General features: G+C 34.6%; 16 protein-coding genes and 1 pseudogene. 2 read left to right on the top strand and 15 right to left on the bottom strand.

Annotation, left to right across the window (positions count from 1 at the left end; genetic code table 11):
• Positions 1 to 106 precede the first annotated feature (106 nt).
• The 5 genes and pseudogenes from COJ46_RS09465 to ftsZ all read right to left on the bottom strand — a co-directional run.
• Positions 107 to 1765 (bottom strand): glycoside hydrolase family 3 protein, encoded by a 1659-nt coding sequence (locus tag COJ46_RS09465; RefSeq protein ID WP_286145501.1) that lies wholly within the window; start codon positions 1763 to 1765, stop codon positions 107 to 109.
• A 106-nt stretch (positions 1766 to 1871) separates the two neighbouring features.
• Positions 1872 to 3212 (bottom strand): glycoside-pentoside-hexuronide (GPH):cation symporter, encoded by a 1341-nt coding sequence (locus COJ46_RS09460; RefSeq protein ID WP_098565877.1) that lies wholly within the window; start codon positions 3210 to 3212, stop codon positions 1872 to 1874.
• A 108-nt stretch (positions 3213 to 3320) separates the two neighbouring features.
• On the bottom strand, positions 3321 to 4103 hold the full coding sequence (locus tag COJ46_RS09455) for a tyrosine-protein phosphatase (RefSeq protein WP_098565876.1): 783 nt from the start codon (positions 4101 to 4103) through the stop codon (positions 3321 to 3323).
• 247 nt (positions 4104 to 4350) lie between these two features.
• Positions 4351 to 4998, bottom strand: coding sequence for a TetR/AcrR family transcriptional regulator (locus COJ46_RS09450; RefSeq protein ID WP_098565875.1), 648 nt, complete (start codon positions 4996 to 4998; stop codon positions 4351 to 4353).
• 806 nt (positions 4999 to 5804) lie between these two features.
• Positions 5805 to 6788 (bottom strand): annotated as a pseudogene (gene ftsZ, locus COJ46_RS09445) (cell division protein FtsZ); the annotation flags it as partial.
• Positions 6789 to 7273: 485 nt separating this feature from the next.
• Between ftsZ and COJ46_RS09440 the strand changes: the two are divergent.
• Together COJ46_RS09440 and COJ46_RS24770 are read left to right on the top strand one after the other, a co-directional pair.
• The gene (locus tag COJ46_RS09440) at positions 7274 to 7531 is read left to right on the top strand and encodes a hypothetical protein (protein WP_098565874.1); all 258 of its coding nucleotides are present in this window, start codon (positions 7274 to 7276) and stop codon (positions 7529 to 7531) included.
• A gap of 6 nt (positions 7532 to 7537) precedes the next feature.
• The gene (locus COJ46_RS24770) at positions 7538 to 7894 is read left to right on the top strand and encodes a hypothetical protein (protein WP_098565873.1); all 357 of its coding nucleotides are present in this window, start codon (positions 7538 to 7540) and stop codon (positions 7892 to 7894) included.
• Between the two features lie 209 nt (positions 7895 to 8103).
• Here the strand turns inward: COJ46_RS24770 and COJ46_RS09430 are convergent, their stop codons facing one another.
• From COJ46_RS09430 to COJ46_RS09385, 10 genes are all read right to left on the bottom strand, one after another.
• Positions 8104 to 9084: a cation diffusion facilitator family transporter gene (locus COJ46_RS09430; protein ID WP_098565872.1), complete on the bottom strand. Its 981-nt coding sequence runs from the start codon at positions 9082 to 9084 to the stop codon at positions 8104 to 8106.
• Between the two features lie 569 nt (positions 9085 to 9653).
• Complete coding sequence (locus COJ46_RS09425) at positions 9654 to 10295, bottom strand: FMN-binding negative transcriptional regulator (RefSeq protein ID WP_098565871.1); 642 nt, start codon at positions 10293 to 10295, stop codon at positions 9654 to 9656.
• Positions 10296 to 10525: 230 nt separating this feature from the next.
• The gene (gene pbp4b / locus COJ46_RS09420; protein ID WP_098565899.1) at positions 10526 to 11794 is read right to left on the bottom strand and encodes a penicillin binding protein PBP4B; all 1269 of its coding nucleotides are present in this window, start codon (positions 11792 to 11794) and stop codon (positions 10526 to 10528) included.
• A 1439-nt stretch (positions 11795 to 13233) separates the two neighbouring features.
• Positions 13234 to 14343 carry a HupE/UreJ family protein gene (locus COJ46_RS09415; protein WP_098565870.1) on the bottom strand — a complete coding sequence of 370 codons (1110 nt, stop codon included), beginning with the start codon at positions 14341 to 14343 and terminating at the stop codon, positions 13234 to 13236.
• Between the two features lie 364 nt (positions 14344 to 14707).
• A complete protein-coding gene (locus tag COJ46_RS09410; RefSeq protein WP_286145500.1) occupies positions 14708 to 17749 on the bottom strand; it encodes a LamG-like jellyroll fold domain-containing protein in 3042 nt (1013 codons plus the stop codon).
• A 1106-nt stretch (positions 17750 to 18855) separates the two neighbouring features.
• The gene (locus COJ46_RS09405; protein ID WP_098565869.1) at positions 18856 to 20238 is read right to left on the bottom strand and encodes an L-cystine transporter; all 1383 of its coding nucleotides are present in this window, start codon (positions 20236 to 20238) and stop codon (positions 18856 to 18858) included.
• A 141-nt stretch (positions 20239 to 20379) separates the two neighbouring features.
• Positions 20380 to 20847 carry a DUF3291 domain-containing protein gene (locus COJ46_RS09400; protein ID WP_097978093.1) on the bottom strand — a complete coding sequence of 156 codons (468 nt, stop codon included), beginning with the start codon at positions 20845 to 20847 and terminating at the stop codon, positions 20380 to 20382.
• 358 nt (positions 20848 to 21205) lie between these two features.
• Positions 21206 to 21589 carry a YkvA family protein gene (locus COJ46_RS09395; protein WP_097978094.1) on the bottom strand — a complete coding sequence of 128 codons (384 nt, stop codon included), beginning with the start codon at positions 21587 to 21589 and terminating at the stop codon, positions 21206 to 21208.
• A gap of 64 nt (positions 21590 to 21653) precedes the next feature.
• On the bottom strand, positions 21654 to 21992 hold the full coding sequence (locus COJ46_RS09390; protein ID WP_097978095.1) for a DUF3147 family protein: 339 nt from the start codon (positions 21990 to 21992) through the stop codon (positions 21654 to 21656).
• Positions 21976 to 22401 carry a MarR family winged helix-turn-helix transcriptional regulator gene (locus COJ46_RS09385; protein ID WP_097978096.1) on the bottom strand — a complete coding sequence of 142 codons (426 nt, stop codon included), beginning with the start codon at positions 22399 to 22401 and terminating at the stop codon, positions 21976 to 21978. Before COJ46_RS09385 ends, COJ46_RS09390 begins: the two co-directional genes overlap by 17 nt.
• Positions 22402 to 22756 lie beyond the last annotated feature (355 nt).

Raw genomic sequence — 22756 nt, 5'->3', positions numbered from 1 at the left:
AACATAATAAATAGGGCTGTTTATACAGCCCTTTGTGATCTTTTAATAAGAAATGCTATAGTTGTATAATTGAATTTATAAAAATCCTTATTTTACTTAGATCTTATTACATCCCTGTATCCCAGCACCCACAAAACGGGTCTACAGGGCTTTTTCCTTTAAATTCAGATTCTCCCATTAACTTCATGTAAAGGTAATCTACAACGTTTTCGTTTGCATGATAACAGTTAATCATGACAGGGACTCTCGGAATATCAAATAAATGATACGGATTAGCCAAAGAAATGAAAATAGTAGGAACTTCCTGAATGAACCAAGGTAAATCGCCCGAAAGCATTGGCGACCACTGTAGCCTCAAAGTCGGCTTTACGCTAACAGTAGGAAGGTTCGCTAAATAAATAACAAGGTCATATTGTTCTTTTATTGTGTAAGTAGGAGTCATAAATGATGCTCCAAAATTTTGATTTGGGTTAAAGAGATCCACCTCAAACCCATTTTTACGTAGCTTATCTGCAAAGCTCTCATTGTAGGATTGTGAGTAGAAGCCCTCTGCTTTTAGCTGTGAATTTATGTTTTCTACAGGAATTAACAAAACTCTACGATATTGATCAGCGGATATAGGTAGTAATTGTTTTGTATCTTTTACCAGAGTAATAGATTCATCTGCTGCAATTGATGCCCACTCCTTATGTTCTTGACAACCTAGTACTTTGAGCTCCTCTTCTCTCGGAATTAAGGTATCTACTTCTTTTTTATGGAGACCAAGAGATGCTTTTAAGGCCAACACTCTCGTGGCTGCTTCCTCTATTCTTTCCATCGTCAATATTCCGTTTTCAATACCCTTCATCATGAATTCAAAGTCCTCTTGTATATTTCGGTTAAAGAGGAAAACATCACAGCCCGCTTCGATTGATAATGGAACTGCTTCTTCTCGATTTTTTGCCATTGCGAATCCAGCCATCATTGTAGAATCAGAGACAATAACTCCATTGAATTGCAGTTGTTCTCTTAGTAAATTTTGTAACAATTCTTTAGATAGTGTAGCCGGCATTATTTCTTCATCCTTAATATCAGGACGAAGTTTTCTAGAATAATGAGGGAGCATAATATGTCCAGGCATAATCGTTTTTGTACCTGCCTCAATTAATTCCTTAAAAATGATGCCATAAGTACGATCCCACTCCTCTACGGAGAGAGAGTTAACAGAAGTTACTAGATGATGATCTCTTTCATCTACACCGTCTCCTGGAAAATGTTTGATGGATGCAGCTAGTCCGTTTTCCTGCAATGCTTGTACATATGCTTTGCTCATTTTTATAATTGTGGAAACATCTGATCCAAAGGTACGAATATTGGTAATAGGATTTCGAAAGTTTAAATCAATATCTACTACAGGTGCAAAAGACCAGTTACAACCGACAGCACTGCCCTCTTTAGCTGCAATCTCCCCTAACTTGTATGCTATTTCTGTGTTTCCTGTTGCTGCTGTCTGCATGGGATTGGCAACTGCTGTCCCATCCAATGCAATGCCATTTCCTCCAGCTTCAAGGTTTGCCGCAAGAAGTAGAGGAATTGCGGATTGCTCCTGTAAAAAACGATGTACCTCTTGAATTGCCTTTCCTTTGTCTGGTCTAAACATAAACCCACCAGGCTTAAATTTTTCTATTATTTTTTTCAATTTCTTTTCATCCTTATCCATACCGTGCAGGCAGAAAAGTTGCCCAACTTTTTCTTCAGTCGTCATAGAGGATAAGGTTTCGTTCACCCACTTAATATCTTCATCTGTTAGAAAGAAAGGATTTTCTCTTAAATTCATCATGTTTACTCCCCTTTATTTGTATGTTTTTTATACATGTCCGAATCATTAGCTCTTATTGCGCATTCTTAAATTCTGTTGAATTACTCTTTCGTCTAATTTTTATTTCAGATAGGATTTTTTCATAGAATCCTTCTGATAACGGATATTTCATAAGCGGTATTGCAGAGATTATTAACAAGATTCCAGGAATAATCGTATAAAATACCTGCATCCACACCATCGTTGAACCTGTTTGAGTTTGATTAGGGATATAACCAATACCAGTAAGCAGATATGCACCTAATCCTCCCCCAATCGCCCCCGCGAATTTAGAGCGGAAGGTGTTAGTTGCAAATACCGTTCCCTCTGCCCGTTTTCCAGTTTTCCATTCACCGTATTCTACACAATCGGCGATCATAGCACTCATCGTAATCGCCGCTATACCAAAAAATAAAGAACCTAGAATAGATAGAATAAAGAACGGAATCATACTTTTGCCTACAAAGAATAAAGCAAATCCCGACACACCGGAACCAACAAGTCCGATGATAGTCGTTTTCTTTTTCCCTAATCGCTTCGACATCATCGGTACAAACATAGCTCCTATTAATATTGGCACTATGCTGACCAAAGAAAATAGAGGAAAAAGATTTTCGGCATGTAAATAATATTTGAAATAGTAGATACCGAAAGCACCTTTGAATTTTGTAATGGTATCTTCTAATAACATTGTCAACAACAACATCAGAAGCGGTTGATTTAATTTGATTACTCGAAAAGCATCTTTGAATGTAAACTTTTCATTTCGTGTTACTGTTACTTGTTCTTTTACGTTAAAAAATGTAGTCCAGAAGAAGACGACACATAATACTGCAAAGATTAAGCTGACAAGGAACCAACTGTTAGACGCTTTAACAAGCGGTAAGGTACAGGCACTTACAACTACTCCACCGATAATTGCCATTACCCGGGGCACCATCACCACTTTTGTCCGTTCCTTTGGATCGTCTGTAATAGCAGCTGTCATGGACCAATACGGAACGTCTACAACAGAGTAGCTCATTCCCCACATGATATACGTTACATATGCGTACACAATCTTGGATACCGGACTGATATTAGGCTGTAAGAAGCAAAGAACCGTAAGACCGGCCATAATAACCGGGGCATACAGAAGATACGGTCTAAACTTTCCCCATCTGGAATTTGTATTATCTACAATGACACCCATAATAGGATCCATTAATGCATCCCAAATTCGCGCTACAAGAAATAATGTTCCTACAGCAGCTGCCGAAATCCCAAAATAATCGGTATAAAAAAGCATTAAATAGCCAAGCATTAACCCCCAAATCAAATTTGACCCAAGACTACCTAGTCCGTAAGAAAGAACTGTTTTTGTAGAAACTTTCATTTTTGCAACCCCACAATCGTATTTATATTGATCTTAGCTAAATCCACTTGGTCTACTGCTGTTTTTGATTATTATACTTTTTTGATACATTTCTTTGAGGCCAGGATTTCACACCTCTTCCAAGTAAAGTTGCTGTAAACGTGAACGTATGTCTGCTGTAACACCAAGCCCTTCTTCTAGATAAGTTTCAATGGAACCATAGCTATTCTCGGCTTCGTCCAATGCTGCTTGTAAATAGGATGCTTTTACGGACATAGCATCATTGAGATAATCAAATTCATCTTTATTTGGAAACATCGTATACAGTATTTCTAGTATTTTTTTGTTCTCTTCGACTCGATTGTTATTACTTTGTAAATAATCCTCAAAAATTTGCTCCATTGGTACTCCGAGTATTATTAATAAGATAGCTGCAGCAAAGCCAGTTCGATCTTTACCCGCCGTACAATGCCACAAAATTGGGTTTCCATCAGCCTCAATTGCCAAATCTATAAATTGTCTAAAAGCCTTCTTAGAAGTAGTATCTCTTATAAAATTACGGTTGACGTTTTCTAAAAAACTTCCTGATTGACCAGATTCTAAAATTTTCTTAAGGGCAACCATCATTTCATCATGATTCATAGATCCCCCAATAGCTTCTATATTGACGTACCTAGTATTTTTAATAATCGGGTTCGGTTTATCTTCTATTTCTTGTTTAGAACGAAAATCTATAATGTGACTTAACCCAATAGAATGGACAAAATGAAGATCCTCACTATTCAATTGAGCTAGTTCTCCTGAACGAAAAAGTCGGTTCTCAATTATTTTTCGTCCATCCTTTGTTCTATAACTCGCTATAGGTCTAAAATTAGTTCGGCTTTCTAACGTTTCCTTATTTTTAATATTCATCCCCAAGTTCCCTCCGTGCCTTGATTAGCCTTCTTAATACCGCCAGTTGAATAAATTCAGTTTAAGTTTCCTTTTTGGTTGATCGCCCTCCAAAAACAATTACATAGTGTAACTATGTGTTTACCAATAGTAAACACACTTTGAATTATAGTTTTCTTTTTTTAATTAAGTGTATTTATCTTGTTAATGAATTGTAAATCTTACAAAAAAAGGATGCCGTCTCTTTAAAGACAACATCCTTTTTTATTTATTTCATTGGTTTTATGTATGTTAAGATCATATTAACCATCTGTTCAAGTATCAAGTTGGGATCAATACCTTGATCGTATTTTAAAATTTTACCTCTTAAAGCCATACGTTGAATTGTCGCGCTCATTACATTGCTTATTGTAAATTGCAGAGTCCTTATGTCAATATCATTTCGAATTGATCCATCCTGAATGCCTTCTAAGAGTATGTTTTTAAAGTGTGACCGACCTTTTTTTAATAAATCTAAAAATGCATTTTCCAATTCCGGAGTGGGATAATGGTCACGATAATGCATATCAAAGAGGCCTATGAAACTGATTGCAGCATTGTCAGTTTGCAAAGTTTCTTTTTGAATTCGGAGAACATACTCCATCTTTTCCCATCCATTTTTCCCTTTAGATTCCCAATTTTTATCTCGCTCTATAAACTTCTCTAGTAAACTCATTTGAACCGCAAAAATGACTTCATCAATCGATTTATAATATTTATAAAATGTAACTTTGCTTATCCCACATTGCTTTACGATATCGTTTAACTTAACAACCCCTAATCCTCTTTCAAGAAATAAATGCTGAGCTGCAGTAAGGATTTCTTCTTTACGATTATTTCTGTGCTTCTCTAACTGTTCTTTCCACTGCTGATTCATTTAACTACTGCCCCCTAACTCTAAACTCCTAGACATTTTATCATGTTTAAATTGTATTAACTAGTAGTTAACTATACTGAATCGATGTACTTGTTATTAAAAACATTGACAACCTAATAGCTGGCAAGAACGCAAAATACGTCGCATTAGCAAAACTTCGGGTCTTGTTCAACTGAAGCATGCATTAGTTGAATAATGGTAATTATTTTTCATCGAAAGGCTCCAAGTTTTTATCTTTTTATATTTAGATGTTGGTTCACCTTCTGAATGATAATTTATTTTATCTGCTCTCCCAATTTATTTAAAATTAATATATTTAATAAATGCTACAAAATTTACCAAAAGAGCCAAATAAAAAGACATGAGCATCAACACTCATGTCCTTCTCTACATCTATAAATCTATCTATTTCTGTTTTTTCGATTACGTAAGAAAGCCGGAATATATGAAGTAGAATCTTCCTTCTCATTAAATCGGCCATATTCTTGTTGCTCATTATGGCGGCCGTAATCTTGTTGTTCTGTGTATCGATTTTGATCTTGTCGTTCTGAGTAACGGTTATATTCCTGCTGTTCATTATATCGACCGTAATCATTTTGTTCATTATAACGCCCATAATCTTGTTGCTCATTATAGCGATTATAATCTTTTGGTTCATTGTAACGTCCATAATTTTGCTGTTCTGTGTATCGACCAGTGTCTTGTTGATCATTATAACGACCAAAATCTTGCTGTTGGTCTACTCGATATCTTTGATCTTGTTGGAAGCGTTGCTCTCTATTATATAAGCTAGGTGCTTCTTCTATTGGCCTAGAAGGAGTTCTTACCATTTTCTCTTCTTTATCCGCAAATCCTGTAGCAATAACTGTTACAATAATTTCATCTTTTAAGTTTTCGTCGATTACCGAACCGAAAATCATATTTAATTCTTCATGAGATGCAGAAGCAACGATATCAGCAGCTTCTTGTACTTCAAATAGACTTAAGTTACGTCCACCTGTAATATTCATAATTACACCATGAGCTCCATTAATAGAAGTTTCTAGTAACGGAGAATTTAATGCCTTCTGAGCAGCGATTGTAGCGCGATCTTTACCTTTTGCAATACCGATCCCCATAAGGGCTGTCCCTTTATGAGACATGACCGTTTTAACATCAGCAAAGTCTAGATTGATTAATCCTGGTACTGCAATTAAGTCGGAAATCCCTTGAACACCTTGTCGTAGTACATTATCCGCCTCACGGAATGCTTCGAGCATCGGTGTTTTTTTGTCAACTAGCTCCAATAATCGATCGTTTGGAATGATTATTAATGTATCAACAGCTTCCCTAAGTTCTTTAATTCCACCTTCAGCGTTTGTTGCACGTTTTTTCCCTTCAAATTTGAAAGGACGAGTTACTACTCCAATTGTTAGAGCACCGAGCTTTCGAGCAATTTTTGCAACTTCGGGTGCTGCACCTGTACCTGTTCCGCCACCCATTCCAGCTGTAACGAAAACCATGTCTGCTCCTTGTAGTACTTCCTCAATTTGCGACTTACTTTCTTCAACAGCTCTTTTTCCAATTTCAGGATTTGCTCCTGCTCCTAAACCACGCGTCAACGTTGCACCAATTTGCATAGTAATTTCAGCTTTTGATTGTTTTAGTGCTTGGGCATCCGTATTAAAAGCAATGAACTCAACGCCTTCTACTCCGTCTTCAATCATTCGGTTAACGGCGTTATTTCCGCCACCACCAACACCAATAACTTTTATTCTTGCAAACTGTTCTATATTTTCAAATTCAAACATGATCATTCCTCCTCGTCATACCGATTACATAATTTCACGTTTTTCTAAGAACCATTCATTTCATTCTAAGATTTATCTTTTTATGTACGTTTTAGTAGTTTAGAATTATCCAATTCACTTTAAGACATAGAATTGTCCTAATTCCCCTAACACTACTATACAAGAAAACTACTTATTATCTTTTCGATAATTTTTCCTTAATATACCTTTAACTAAAACATGTATTTTAACATCTTAATGTAATATCTCTATCAACTTCGTAACAAACTTTCATTAAAAAGTTTGTACAATTAATATAATTCTTTCCTTTTTGAATGAATCCTTTAAGAATCTTTATCAGATCCAAAGAAATCAAAACCTAATATATGATAATTTGTGATACTGTTCACAAATTATCCAATAAATTATAATCCCTACAAATTTCCTATTGGTAAAATATTCATATATTAGGATTTCTTAATAAATAAGTATGAATCGGAGAAATCATGAAAATATTATTTAAAAGTTTATTTGTTATAATCTGTCTCTTAATTAGCTTATTCATCTTCAATTCTCAAAAATTATTCATTAATAAAAAAGATATATCTACTAGAGTAATAAAAGAAGATATTAAAAGAATTGATAGTGATACAGATGCAGATAAATCTACTTTGTCTTCTAATCTGACACAATATCAATCAAATTCAAAAAAAGAAATTGCTAAAGCAACTATTTGCCTTTTTGGAAACTTTGATCGTCTTTAAGACTTAATGAAAGCCTCTGAGCTAGTCGTTAAAGGGACTGTTATTGCAACTGAACCATATGTTCCAATTGATGAGAGAAGTCATCGTAGACCATATACAAAATTAACATTTAAAATAAGTAAAGTTATTTCAGGTGAAAAGCGGTTGAATGGAAAAACTATCTCAATTTTAGAAATGGGAGATGAAAATTTAAAATTTGAAGGAATCCTTAATTCTAAAGTAGGACAAAGTAATATTGCTTTTTTAATAGATGTAAATGAGTCTACAAATTTAGAAACCAAGTTATATGGAATATATGGGGCATATAAAGGCAAATTTATTGAAGACAATAACTCTAGGAAATATTTTCGAGGTACCCCTTAAAATATAACTAAAGAAATAGATGAAACAGAATTGAGAATAAATAATGCTGTTACAGAATTAAATAAGCAACTTGAAACCTAATTTTATAATGTTTCAAATTATAAAGAGGTATTTGAAACAACCAAGTCCTTTCACTAATACAGAAGGTAAATAAAACTCTCCATACTAAAAAGAACCGACAAAACTAATATTTGTCGTTTCAATCTTTACTATTTTTTGATTATTTCTGTTTTATTTTCTTCAGTCCAATTTTGAACTCCGTCATCTTCGTCCAATTCGATAATAACGTCTGTTACACCTTTTTCTTTCATAATTTTTTCTTCTAATCGGTCTTTTATGTCATCAGCTTGAGCTACTGTTAAATTAGGGTCTAGTTCAATTTCTAATTCAACATGTAAATCTTCCCCCTCTTTAACAACCGTAAGAGCTTGAATATCTTTGACATCTGGATCTTCCATTACGATTTCACCAATCTTGTCTTCCATTTCTTCATCGGATTCACCAATTACTCCTGCAGCATTATCAAGAAATACTTTTCCAACAACAAGGAACATCAAAATACCGATGATAACAGAAGCGATACCTTCCGCTTGATGGAATGGTGTATAGTAAGCAATGATTACAGCAATCATCGCTAATAATCCACCTAGAGTTGCTACTGTATCTTCTAAGAAAACTAATTTCGTAGCTGGTTTTGCTTTTCCTAAATTAGAAATTGCCTCAGTAACCACTCCAAAACCACTTGTTGTTATTCCTAATTCATGACTAATTTCTTTCATTGCTTTGTAAAGTACAAAGGCTTCAAGCACAACCGAAGCACCTAAAATAGTTAGGGTAATAGCCAGACCTGAAGAGTGGGTTGGATGTACAATATGCTGAATTCCTTCGACAATCGTTTCAAATGCCATAATTCCTACAATTAATACTGCTCCAAGTAAAACTAAATTAACAAGTCGACCAAATCCATTTGGAAACCGATCTGTTGGTGCCTTTTTACTTAAAGCTGAACCGCTAAATACAAAAAGTTGGTTTGCAGTATCGGCAGCACTATGCATCATCTCAGCAAAGAGTGCAACACTTCCAGTCATACTAAACCCTATTCCTTTTATTATCGCTATTACAGCGTTAACAATCGCTGCTAATAATGCAGATTTATTACCCTTTTTTAAAAGCTGTAAAAATTCTTTCATTCTATACTCCTCTTCACTAGTATTTTTATATTATGTATTTTTATATTTTTTATTAGCTAACCAGGGAAAGTTCATAAAATTCGAAGTAACAACAGTTCATTTTTTACTTATTTGGAAAGATATGTAATTTAATTTTAACATAGGTTCTGATTATTCTTTTGTCTCTTCTACAAAAATATTTTTAATCAGCTAAAATATTTTTGTAACTTGAACAAAAACTTTTTACCCTTAACAAAACGAAGATGCCACTAAAGACGAAAAAATAAATAGAAATCAAATAGATATATCGCGATCATCAACATGGTTACTCCTATTAAGAAGTATAGTATCTTCTTTAATAAAAGCTTTTTTTTATTGAAAATTGAGACCCATAAACAAAATAATGCTAATAATAAGATTGGTACCGCTAGTAACAAAATCAGCAACTATCTTCACATCCTTTTACTAAGATTCCTATGTCATACTTAATTCTTTATGAAGCAAAAAAAGCTATCTAAAAAGACAGCTTTTCATAATTTATATGCGGATAATTAAATGTACTAGTTCAATTTCATTTTTTTTTACAAACTTTACTTCTTACTTTCCTTAAAAGATAAACGCTCTAATCTCTTTCCCATCAGTTCAGCCATTTGTTTTGAATGAGGATCTTCTTCTTTTTGTAAATTATCAATGATATGATTATAATCCTTTTCGCTTCGATTCTGGCTTAATTTATATGAGGCCTGAATTTCTTCCACTTTAATCTTAAATCCAACTATACCTTTTAGTTCACTTTCTAAAAGTTGTGGAGAAAGTTTATCCCATAGTACTGGGTTTTCACGATTTTTTTCATATTTCTCTAGCATGATTGTTAATTCATCTACTAACTCATCTCTTTCTAAAATGCTTGCTTTTCCGTAAACATGCACAGCTTGATAATTCCAAGTTGGAACTTCTTCAACTTCATACCAAGAAGATGAAATATATGCGTGAGGTCCTTGAAACATAACAAGCACTTCTTCACTATTCTCAAATGTTTTCCATTGTGGATTTCCATATGCAATATGCCCAGTAATATAATAATCTTCACCTTTTTTAGTTATAGCTAAAGGTAAATGAGTAGCAATTGGTTTACCCTGTTTTGTTGTGATAACCGTGCCAAAAGAGTTTTTTTGAACGAAATCCCAAATTTCTTCAGGATTTGTGACTTTATAATATTTTGGAATATACATATTTCGTGATACCTCCTTCATTACTTTTGTTGCAAATGCAATAAAATTATTATACTTTATAATCTACCTTAATATTGTTGCATTTGCAATAATATTTTTAATAGGATGTATGTGGAATCTTACTATTAACAAATGGTATTTCACTTAATTATAAAAAAGAGAAAAATCATTCAATCTGAAGATTTTTCTCTTTCCTAGTTCAAGCATAAATCAAAAAAGTATCCCAACAATTACTTAATCAATGCTTCATACACAGCAGTCGCCACGGCTTTATATTGACCCGTAGCAAAGTCATCCCCTTCAAATTTGTTCGGATTTATTAGTGGATCAATTACAGGTGAATGTTTTTTATTGGTCATTAAGACAATCCCTAAATTATTATCAGAATCTATAATGGTCAGCGTGCCTACCCAACCAGTATGTCCAATCGCATTTGGACTTGCATATAATCCAAAAGTTGACGACATACTCGGAGAGCCATTTCTTCTCCAACCTAAGCCATATGTTGGATTTAAATCGGAAGGTGCTGAAAACTGATCAATCGTTTTTTGATCAAATAGTTTTACTTTACCATATCCACCTCCGTTTAACATTACTTGCAATAGAACCGCTAAATCGCTTGTCGTAGAGAAAAGCCCCGCATGACCAGATATGCCACCCATAGAGTAATATGCCTTCTCATCGTGCACTTCTCCCTGTATTGTGTATGTACGAATGTTTGGGAAAGAAATGATCCCGTCACGTGAATTCCCGATTAACTCGGTTGCCGCGAAATCTTTCGGTTTGAATCCTTTTTGCAAGGGGTTGAACATTGTGTGTTTTAGACCTAACGGCTTATAAATCGTATTTTCTACATAGTCGTCTAGTCGTTTTCCAGTTACCTTCTCAATAATAAAACCAAGGATCATATAGTCCACGTCACTATAAATGTTTTTCGTACCAGGTACGTATTCTAACGGTGTTTCAGCGATTTTTTCAAATGTTTCATTACGGTCTTGTGTATACAAGGGACCTGCTACAGTAGGATTGTGGTATTGCGGATCAGCTGGAAAACCAGCAGTGTGGTGTAATATATCGATTAAGCGCAGGGTATCCTTCCCTTTAATCATATCAGTTGATTTGTCTTTAAAATTTGGAAAGTATGATTGTACAGTTGAATTCAAGTCTATTTTTCCGATACTAACAAGATGTTGCAAAGCGAAGTTAACTGCATACATTTTAGTATTTGATGCCAAATCAAACATTGTATTAGTCTTCATTTTCTGAGGATGTTTCAGTGGTGATAGCCCATCATATTTTTTCGAGTACCCATAAGCAGTGTTTTTTACAATTTTTCCATCTTTAATAATCATTAGAACTGCACCCGGAAAACCATTGTTTACATCCTGTTGGATCAATTCATCTACTTGTTTTAATTTCTCGGATGAAAATCCAACCTCTTCAGGACGTTTTACTTTGCTCAACACGGGAAAGTTATCACTATGTTTGTTTTGTTTCATTCCATTCACCTCTGACTGGATTGAGGTTTTCTCTGCATTTGTTTGAGCGTAGCTGACAGAACCTGTTGTAGTAACCAACGCAAGAGATAGTGTTGATGTTACAATACTTCGAGTAATTCGAGTCAATTTTGTCCCCTCCCATTATGATTCATTCAAGGATTGTCTAGTTGGAAAATCCTTTTTATAGTTGTAAATAAAATTCAAAATTCACTATTTTTATTTTGAAAGAAAATTTCAACTACTATTAGTATAAGTTTGAGGTTCGAAGTTTGTAAAGTCTGACTATTCTAACAAATTTACTAAAGCATTCTAAAGTACTATATAACTACTAGCCTCTCCACATTTAAATTTGCTATTGAGGTACAACAACTCTAAAATTCCAACACTACTTGGCAATTACTCTACACGATCTCAATAATTATGAATCTGAAAAATCATTAAAATGTTCGAAAACATAAATCGCTAATTTTTTTCTATGTAATAGGTACTAAAGAATATTGATATTTCATATATCTACTTTCTTTTCTGAAGTTTCCTATGAATACCATCTTTGGCAAAATATTTTCTTTTCATAATTATTTACTAGGTCGCTAAAAGTAATGACTTTTTAATACGTATTGGAGCATAAAAATTCCAGATCTACAACAAAAAAAAAGCAAGCCGCTTTCTCATAAACATTACGTTTAATTCTTTTTTTTACTAATATATCAATAAAAAAACAATAAGAATCCAAAACTACCCTTATTATAGAACAAGAAATAATAGAGTCTTAAGCAATCCAAATTGTTCAATTTTTGCATCCTTTAGTTAAAAAACAATTTTTGTATCAAATCTACCAAATACTTATAGAATATTTTATCGACATGTACCACTGGAAATTTCTCAGGTAAATCTGAACGTTTTATACTCGCAAATCCATTTTTTTCATAAAATCTATGAGTGCTAAAAATTGTGGTATTGTCCCGAGATAGATTACTATACTTAAATTTCTTCATTGTCAATTGGCAAGAAAATAGACTACCGAAGTAACCTACTCGATCTTTAACTTATTCATGTATAAGAAAGGTCATTACATATTAGTCATATAAACTATGTAATGTCCTTTTATTTATCTATCATTTTTTTAAAAATTAGGTTTGATAAATTTTTTCTTACCCTGTTTTTTCATATTAAGCATTTCTAGTTTCTCAAATATGATCCAAAATAGCCTGTTCAACAGTCTCATTAATGTCTTTTATTCTTAAATTCAAGTAGAATGCATCTAGCTAGCTCAACAATAAGGAGCATTCTATTATACCTAGAAAAATATAAAATAATATAGTAATAGTATCAATATATAATATAAAATTTATTGCTATTAAATGTAACATGATGGAATTAAACATCGCACAAAATCATTTTCCCAATGTAAGAAATCAGAAATAGGAATCATCATGGACTTATTGTAGTCTTTGAAATAACCAATAAAATGCCACCGCAAAAATAAGGCAAGACGTTGAGACCATCATTTTACGATACCATGGGAAACGTTTCATCAATAGCAAGAAAGGAAGTAATAGGCATAGGATCATGAGTTGTCCTGCTTCCACACCTAAATTAAACATCAGGAGTGAGCCAAGTTGATTACTCTTTGGAAGTCCAGTTTCAGCCAAGGCCCCGGCAAAGCCCATGCCATGAATCAGACCAAATAAGGCCGTTAATAGCCACCGCCATTTCGCCTTTTTAACAAATATGTTTTCCACTGCTACATAACAGATTGTCAGGGCAATCAAGGATTCGACCCAGTACGGGATGACGTGAATGCGACCTGTCGCCACCAAGAACAGTGTAACGCTGTGGGCGATAGTAAAGGCAGTAACAATTTTCAACGCATCCTTGAATCTAGTTGCGATTATTACTAAGGATAACAAAAACAGTAAATGATCATAACCTGTCAAAATGTGTTCGATGCCAAGCTTAAAGTATTTCCACAAAACAGCACCAATCTTAGCCTTTGGAAGGTCCTTTGGAAGATCCTTGGGAGGGTCCTTGGGAAGGCCCTTTGGAAGGTTGATTAGAATATCTTTATTAGTGCTATCAATCATATCCTGCTGAAAATAATCACCTGCATGGACCATGAGTACACTCGTATGAGTAGGCACAGCGTCAAATATCAGATCGTAATGAAGATTAAATTGTTTGATTTCTTCATCGGCGATAAACCTTAGTTGAAATTCCACACCTCTTACGACACCCTTTTGCGCCATGTTCATCGAAACCAATTCCAACTTTAAGGGCTGCTTCGAATCAGCATCTATGCGAAGACCTTTCTGTAAATAGGCTTCGATTTTTTGCGAGGCCAGTTCATCGTTCACCAGATTATCCAAGTCAGTACCGAAATGTGGAAACAAGTCTTTTTGTTCAATAAAAAGATCATAGAGAATCTCGTTTCCTTCAATGTTTAAATCCGAGTAACTCATATCTATGGAATGCGCAAGTGAAGTTGTGGTAGTCCCAAAAAATAATAAGAACATGATGATGAACATGGACAGTAATGAACGCATCTTCATAGAGGAACCTCTTTTCATGAAATGTTAGTATTACAATCTACAATATAGTTTATCCTGTTACGAACGTTCATTCTGCAACCCGAACATGTTGCTCGACTTATTTCAAGCTATCTAAGAGTGTCTTTACATTACATATGAAATATGAGCCGGTATCCCGTTGCAGAACGAGGCAATGTAGCTTTAGTACACCTTTGGTACCATTAATCGTCCAAATCGATGAAGGGGAGAAAATTGTTCTCCCCCAGTTTCATTACCGATTCATCCTAAATTTCGTTAATGTGATGACACCTGCGTGTATACTTTTTCTTTGCTGTTCCGTTGGCCAATCCCTGGATGGCTGCGGGCACTGTTATGCTATTTAACGTCACTGTTGAACGACTTGGAATGTCTTGCGTTCCACTACCGTATAACCGTCATTGAGCAAAAAGAGTACATCATAAGTGCCAGGGGCCAGTCCATTGTTTAAACTAACTCTTCCAGATCCAGACATTAAATAACTCCATCGCAAAGATGCACCCGCACCTGGAGGAACAGCTCCAGTTCTGTAGATGCCGACCCAATCTTTCCCGTTTAACGCTGCCCCAGTATAGGATAGGGTAATAGATTCCCCTTGGATGTACTGGGATTTGTCTAGTGTTATTTGGCCTGTAGCTACTCCAACTGCTTGAACAGTTACGTTAATGCTTGTTGTCAATGGAACGCTGTTCGGGTTTTCAACTCCAGAAGGCAGAGTTACGGTCCCTGGCACCGAGAAGGTCTGCACCGTCTTGATAGCCGGATCGTAGCTAACGCCGCTTAAATTCCAAGTCACACTTGCGTCCACATTTCCTTTATCTGTTGCAAGAATTACTTCTGTGGGCAATCCAAGAGCTTCCGCTGTCTTGGCCGTTCCGTTGTTCGCAGATACCGATGCAGGCGCAGTGATGCTGTTTAAATTAACTCTTTGAGCCTCAATTTCAATGTCTTGCGACGAACGATTATACATGGAATCGTCAGCGAATACCCTGAGTATATATGGAGTAGTCGGCGACAAATTTGTAAACTTATAATGCCTGTATTCATCGAACGGCTTGTCTAGTGGAAGCGAAAGGCTGTTAAACGATTTGTCCACTTTCCCCGTAAGCTTGTTGATAAGCTGAATATTATATTCCAAAACGCGCACATTGTCATTTGCTTGCTTTATTGTAAAAGCAAGTTCGTTGTTTTTGTAGGAATCGACCGTAATACCCTCTTCAAACTCCGGAGCTATGAGTTCTCTTATATCGCTCCTGCTATAGGTAAAGGCCTCTTTACCTTCACCAACGATTTTTACTGAAGGTATGCCTACATATTCATCTGTACTTAAGTTATACTGTTTGATGATAATTTTTGAACCGTAAACCTCTAAGAAATTCACGATGCGAGGTGTGGTTTTATAGTTGATATACGAGCCTTCTAAATATCCACCGTAAGGTCCATCATCAATATAACTTGAATATGAACTCGCACCGCTGTCGAGAAACGTAGCCGAACCTTGATAGTGAGAACGTTCGTCGGTCGGGTCGTATTGCGTATGACCTGACATATATACCACCTGCGACAAGTCATTGTCGGCAATATATTTACCTACATTATTACTTGCTGCGCTGCTCCATCTCCCTGACCACACTGTTCCACTTATAGGGTAGTGAGAAGATACAAATATGGGTTTGGTTGGATCGTAATCCGCTTCTGTTTTAATTTGGTTGAGTAAATCTTTGGTTTTTCCCACTGTATTGTCGTTGTTATAATTTCCGTCAAAACCTACAATATTATATCCTTTTACCTTTACCCTATAAGCACTATTAAAGAAATTGTTATCGTATGAATTCGTTGTGGCGTTCCACGCGCCCGCCGAACCTACAGGTATAAATTTTTCGGCGCCGCCCATATCATGGTTGCCTCGTACCATATAAAGCTTCGTATTGTCAAACAGACCTTCACCTTTAAGTTTATTGTAAATGTCTGTCAGATTTTTCATCCACACATATTCATTGGCGTTGTTACCACCGGTAACGTCGCCAGGAATAAAGAGTACGTCGGCTTGTGGGAATAGTCTCAGTTCTGTTCTGTAATCTTTTTCAATGCGCGCGATTGTTGCGGGATTAGCACTTACTTCCGGATCGCTGTCCACAATCATATTTAAACCGGCGGGAGTTAATGTTTTATTGCTTTTTTGATAGATGAATATGGCGCTGTTTAGTTCACGTTCGTAATAATTGATGGTTTCCTGTGTATATAATTTTTCTTTTTGCGTTGTTGCTACCTTAGTTGCCGTATTAAAAACCTTCTTCAAATAATCAAAATCGGTTTGGCTGAAGCCGTTACCGAGACCGTCTGCTATTATTGTATTTGCTTCTGATATTTTGTCGTTAAGTGCTTTTAAATCTACTTTATTTACAGCGTAACTATTAAAATTAGCTTGAACCATATCACTGCTAAATGCACCTTTCCAAACATTCAGATCAGCTATATCGAATGAATTACCTCCATTTTTGCCCGATCCGTCGCTACCTATATTTAATGGGTTCGATGTATCTAAAGTTCCGACCCCCAGCGATGTTTCAGTCATTTTGTAACCATCAATATACAACGATCCGAGCATTTTATCTCTGTCTACAACAAATGTCACGTAACGCCAATGGGAAGCATTAAACGTGTCACGCCCAAATTTTACTGATGAGGTCGGGAATCCTAAATTCATATTGACCGAATTGGCTGATGTATAAATCGCCCAGCCTTCGTTAGTGCTCTTAGTAAAATCCTTGTTTGATAATATTACCTGATTATTGTTAGTGTCACCCTTATACCAGAAGGATGTGGTAAAACTTTCATTACCAAAATTCAAGCTATGCGTCGTACCGACATAATTACCGTCTCCACTTTCTAAGTGCAGAGCTTTGGTCCCGGGTAATACACCATCTACATAACTATAATTTCCTTTACCTTCCAATTTCTCTTGATTTGCATCGTCCGATAAATTATTGTCGAATTTCATTGATGCAATAAGGGGGTTGGCATTTAATACTGCATTTGTGGGCAATGAAGTTTTTCTGTCACCATTTGATGGTAAAGCAACAACAACGCGCAATTTTTTACCAATATCATTTAACGTTACGGTGTAGCTTTTGGATGTACCACCCGATTTTACATTAATATATTGATCGCTTATACGTGATTTCTGTACTTGCCATTGAAATGTTAGATTTTTGCCCATTGAACCATGACCCATGATTACATTGGCGGTGATCGTTTGACCGTAAACCGGCTGCATATTGTCGATTTTAACGAGTTTGGTACCCGATTCGTTTGCAAGTGCATCTTTGGTGGTTGATAACATAACGAATATCATCGTTAATACGAGAGAAATGGATAAAATTCTTTTCATTACAGAAAACCTCCAGGAATTCTAATTTTCTACGATTACTGCGAATTGTTCTAAAGTACAGACCAACTTTTCTAAGAAATTATTACTTTTAGCTTGAATATGAATATCACTTATAACAGGGAAAACTAAATCGTGTTTATTTCTATCCGAATGAATAGAGATCTATGGATACATATTAACGTTTGCCCGGTACATCGAATTTTGTTGTCCCTCCCTTGTTGGACAGTTTTTGAGCTAAATTCACAAGCATTGATCTTTTACAACTCTTGCTACAAGGTTTCCACCCAATTTAACAAATCAACTCACTGAACATTTCCTGAATATTAAGTGAATTTAATATTGTAAAGCAGATTACAACAATTAATAAACTGTAAAAAATAGTTAAATATCAATAGAATATTGTTCCTCCTTTTCCTAAATGAACTTAACTTCCTTACGACTTCTTCTCCTAGTGAAGTCAGCCACGCTTTAGAATTTCAACTTATTTTTTCAGTGAGATGGTGAAAAATATCACATGGACAATTATATAAGCACTATGTAAATTGAACATTAATTCTAAATTATCAACTATTAATACAACCATTTGTGTTAAGTAATCCGTAATGATAAAAACTATTAACCTTAATTGCTTTCCTCAGGAAGTAAATCAAATAAGAAATACCAAAGTCCTCAAAACTATATACCTTCATTCTCCTAACCTTAAGCCAAAATTGATTTTCAACGTCTAAATAAATGCGAAAAAGTTCAAGAAAAACAACGTTCTTGAACTTAAGTAGATGAATTTGAACTCATGTCTGCTAGCTATATTTTCGGTGTCCTATCGATCATAGATCCTTCTAGATTAAAAAAATTGTTATATAATTAGTAAAAATTAGCCATTAATTATACAACTTAATTATTGACCTTATGTAAAGTAAACTTAATTTTTATGTCCACCAATAAACACTATTAAGAAATTCTTAATATTGTATAATGTTTTTTTAATGTATACATCAAGTGAATACATTTTTATTGTCTACCAATTAATCGAATGATAATTCTATACAAAAAAGAGCCCCAAGTAAAAGCCATTTTCCTTGGGACTCTTTTTTTATTTAGTTTTTCATTTATGCTTCCACAACATCCGTTTGCTGATAGACTTCACTTTCGAATTCTCCTGTAGCCTTACTTGTTAGAATACCTGATGTCATTGCTCCACTAACGTTTAGAGCTGTACGGCCCATGTCAATTAGAGGTTCAACGGAGATTAGTAATCCAACGATTGCGATTGGAAGATTCATAACTGATAGTACGATAAGAGCTGCAAAAGTTGCTCCTCCACCGACACCAGCTACACCGAATGAACTGATTGCTACGATTAAAATTAGAGAGATAATAAACGATGCACTTGTTGGATCAACACCAGCTGATGGAGCTACCATTACAGCTAACATTGCTGGGTAGATACCAGCACATCCATTTTGACCGATTGAAAGTCCAAACGAACCAGCGAAGTTTGCAATTCCTTCTGAAACACCGAAATCTTTTGTTTGTGTTTTGATTGTCATTGGTAATGTTCCAGCACTTGTACGTGATGTAAATGCAAATGATAAAGTTGGTAAGGCTTTTTTCACATATCTTACTGGGCTTAGTTTTGCAAATGATAATAATAATAAATGCACAATAAACATTACGATTAAAGCCACATAAGACGCTATTACAAACTTACCTAATTTTACGATTGCATCATAATCACTTGTTGCTGCTACTTTTGTAATGATTGCTAAGATTCCATAAGGTGTTAAACGAAGAATTAACGATACAACCCTCATCGTTACTGTATAAAGTGTATCAATTATTTTAGCAAAAAACTCTGCAGTTTCAGGCTCTTTACGTTTTATTCCTAGGTAGGCAATTCCCACAATTGCTGCAAAAATTACAACTGCAATTGTAGATGTTGCACGTGCACCAGTTAAATCTAAAAATGGATTACTTGGAATTAATTCAAGGATTTGTTTAGGAATAGTCATCGCTTCTACAGTTGGAACACGTCCTTGTAATTCTGTAATTCTAGCAGTCTCTGCAGCACCTTCTGATATTTTGATTCCATCAAGTCCAAATCCTAAAGCGGATCCTATTCCAATAGCTGCTGAAATAGCTGTTGTACCAAGAAGAATCCCAATAACAAGGACACTAATTTTACCGATATTCTTAGTTAACTTTAATTTTGTAAACGCTCCAACAATTGAAACGAATACTAGTGGCATAACAATCATTTGTAATAGTTTGACATAGCCACTACCAACAATGCTAAACCAGTCGATTGTTCCGACTGTAACGTCATGTTCAGTTCCATAGATTAAATGAATAATATAACCAAAAATAAGACCTAAACCTAAACCAGTGAATACACGTTTTGAAAAAGATACATGCTTTTTTTGCATAAAATACAAGCCATACATAAGTACTAATAAGATAACAACATTTACGCAGATAAGAAATGTATTCATTTTTCTCCCCCTTTTCTTTTAATAATTTAATTTACGAAAATACTAATACAAGTATTCCTATAAATCAAGTAGGATTTATTATTTTTTTGTAAAATTCCTACTTTTTTATCATTTAGACACAATTTAGCTAGAAATCTATTTCTACTTAATTAATAGCGTTTCACCATGTTCATCAAATGCATGCTTAAAATCAAAAGCAGTAGGAGTTGGTCCATTTTGAATGTAATAGTCATATCTTTTAAAGGCCTCTTCCCACGATATATCGCTTTGTTTCTCGGTCCACCAAACAACATATGAAAGATGTTTCTCTTTATAAGATTCCATCCATTTACTTCGATCTTTCAACGCTTGTTTATGGTGTCCAGAGTACGTAAAGCGATATAAGGATTCTAAATTCTTCCATACCGTTAGTGTAAGGATAGGATAGCCGTCTCCCTTACTAGCTTCTTCAGGGAGAGCGATTCTATCAGATGAAAACGCATCAATCATGTGTCCTGATTTTGTAGCCTGACGAAAGACATCATTTCCTACAGAAAAAAATTGACGAGAGGCAGAGTGGTCATATGGGTGTTTTAGCCTACCAACTGTATAGATTGCAACAAAAGCCATAAATAGTCCTCCATAGACAGGTTTTATTAAATTTATATTCAAGTAAGCTTTTATTTCATAACTAATTCTTTTTTTCAATATTTTTATATTTTGTAGAGAATTGGAGTAAGGAGAAATTCTTGTAAACTTTTTTGAATATCGAATTCAGTGTTCTGTAGACAGCAAAAAAGACAATCACCTAGGATTACTCCCTTTTGATTGTCTCTAAAAATAAATTATAGTTTAATCCTAATTGAGTTTTAACAAGATTAATGGTTATTCCCTAATACTTTTTAACTGGTTTTGTAGCATCTGTTACGGTTGGGTTAAAACGACTACCTCACAATGGGACAGCCCTTTTTTCATTCGTCTAAAAATACTAACTTATTAATTGATAAACCTTGAAAAATACCCAAATAAAAATCACTAACCAAATCAGCAAAATTAATGATCCGACTATCCAATTTTTAGGTTTACCTTGTTTCATCATTTCCTCTGCTTTCATTTCACAGTCAACTATTACATTATCTGGTATTAGCTTTAAAGAAATATAAATACCTAAAGGAATGAGAATAACATCGTCTAAATAGCCTAAAATTGGAATGAAATCAGGGATTAAATCAATCGGACTGAAAGCATATGCTACTACACAAACTATGAATACTTTTGCATACAACGGAACACGTTCATCCTTGCATGCAAAATAAAGTGTGAATACTTGTCGCTTTAATTTCTTCGCCCATAATTTTAATTTTTTAAGCATTTTTTCTCCTATATTTGCGTTTTAACTAATTATATCAAAGCTTTTAATGAAAGAGTCGCGAATATTAAAACAAATGTTTTACCACAAAGTCTTGTCCAAAAATATAAACAAGCCAACCTATAATGCCAAGTCCGATTGAAGCAACTAAGTGCATTGAGTGCTGAAGCGCTACTCCGATAATCAATAACATAACTACCGTTCCTGGAATCCCAAGTACAACTCCATATGCAAATTTACTTAATGTTTGTACTTGTTCGCCCTGAACATTTAGCCAAATTAAACTTAAAAGACTAACGATTGGCAATGCCGCAATCAATCCACCTTGTGTAGGGAATCGGCGTGCTATTTCAGTAATAACTCCGATAATAATTGCGGAAGTAAATATTTTAATAATCGCGTACATTTTGAGCTCTCTCTTTCATTAAATTAAAGGCCTTTAATATCGTTTCTCTTTCTTGTTCTGTCATCTGTTCAAAAAGAAGCTGTTGAAGCTTTTCTTCATTTAAACTTGAATTTTGTAACAAAACTTCTTTCCCTAAATCAGTAAGCATTAGAATTACTTTTCGTTGATCAATCTCACCACGAGTTTTATAAACATATTCTTTTTCTAGTAAACGTTTAACATGTTCTGACGCTGTATTGTGAGAGACTTTAATTCCTTCAGCAATATCCTTTATCCCAACTTCATCTTCTTTATCGATAATTTGTAAAATCCGAACGCTTTGGTGCGTAATATTTTCTTTATGCTTATACCGTAAAAGATAGTAAATATCAGTCCATAATTGATTCAATTGTTTAATTTCTTTATTCATGATGGCCCTCCTTATATCGTATAATACGATTATATCTCATAGTACGATATATGTAAAATATAGGGTAAAGAAAAGTCATGGAAAAAAACAGTTGGCTGCAATTAAAATCTGCGAATCGCAATTAAAATTGGGAAACCTGCAATTAAAATTAGTAAAACTGCAATTAAATTCCAAAGAATCGCAATTAAAACAAGAAATTACCCATACCAGTTAAGGTATTATCACCTAGAAATTGTACGATAGTAGTTACTTTCAAATAGAAAACTAGCAAAACATGGTTCAATTCTTTTCATTTTAGAAATAAATTGATAAAAACCTTAAAAAAGAGCAATCAGATCAACTCACTGTTTTTAGA

Source organism: Bacillus sp. AFS077874, from assembly GCF_002566505.1.
Taxonomy (GTDB): Bacteria; Bacillota; Bacilli; order Bacillales; family Bacillaceae_G; genus Gottfriedia.
The sequence above is the reverse complement of the archived record's forward strand: the minus strand, read 5'-3'. Positions and strand labels throughout refer to the sequence as shown.

Coding starts and splice junctions, on each gene's coding strand:
- COJ46_RS09460 (WP_098565877.1), bottom strand. CDS start 3,212: ATGAAAGTTTCTACAAAAACAGTTCTTTCTTACGGACTAGGTAGTCTT.
- COJ46_RS09455 (WP_098565876.1), bottom strand. CDS start 4,103: ATGAATATTAAAAATAAGGAAACGTTAGAAAGCCGAACTAATTTTAGA.
- COJ46_RS09450 (WP_098565875.1), bottom strand. CDS start 4,998: ATGAATCAGCAGTGGAAAGAACAGTTAGAGAAGCACAGAAATAATCGT.
- COJ46_RS09440 (WP_098565874.1), top strand. CDS start 7,274: ATGAAAATATTATTTAAAAGTTTATTTGTTATAATCTGTCTCTTAATT.
- COJ46_RS24770 (WP_098565873.1), top strand. CDS start 7,538: ATGAAAGCCTCTGAGCTAGTCGTTAAAGGGACTGTTATTGCAACTGAA.
- COJ46_RS09430 (WP_098565872.1), bottom strand. CDS start 9,084: ATGAAAGAATTTTTACAGCTTTTAAAAAAGGGTAATAAATCTGCATTA.
- COJ46_RS09425 (WP_098565871.1), bottom strand. CDS start 10,295: ATGTATATTCCAAAATATTATAAAGTCACAAATCCTGAAGAAATTTGG.
- pbp4b (WP_098565899.1), bottom strand. CDS start 11,794: ATGAAACAAAACAAACATAGTGATAACTTTCCCGTGTTGAGCAAAGTA.
- COJ46_RS09415 (WP_098565870.1), bottom strand. CDS start 14,343: ATGAAGATGCGTTCATTACTGTCCATGTTCATCATCATGTTCTTATTA.
- COJ46_RS09410 (WP_286145500.1), bottom strand. CDS start 17,749: ATGAAAAGAATTTTATCCATTTCTCTCGTATTAACGATGATATTCGTT.
- COJ46_RS09405 (WP_098565869.1), bottom strand. CDS start 20,238: ATGAATACATTTCTTATCTGCGTAAATGTTGTTATCTTATTAGTACTT.
- COJ46_RS09400 (WP_097978093.1), bottom strand. CDS start 20,847: ATGGCTTTTGTTGCAATCTATACAGTTGGTAGGCTAAAACACCCATAT.
- COJ46_RS09395 (WP_097978094.1), bottom strand. CDS start 21,589: ATGCTTAAAAAATTAAAATTATGGGCGAAGAAATTAAAGCGACAAGTA.
- COJ46_RS09390 (WP_097978095.1), bottom strand. CDS start 21,992: ATGTACGCGATTATTAAAATATTTACTTCCGCAATTATTATCGGAGTT.
- COJ46_RS09385 (WP_097978096.1), bottom strand. CDS start 22,401: ATGAATAAAGAAATTAAACAATTGAATCAATTATGGACTGATATTTAC.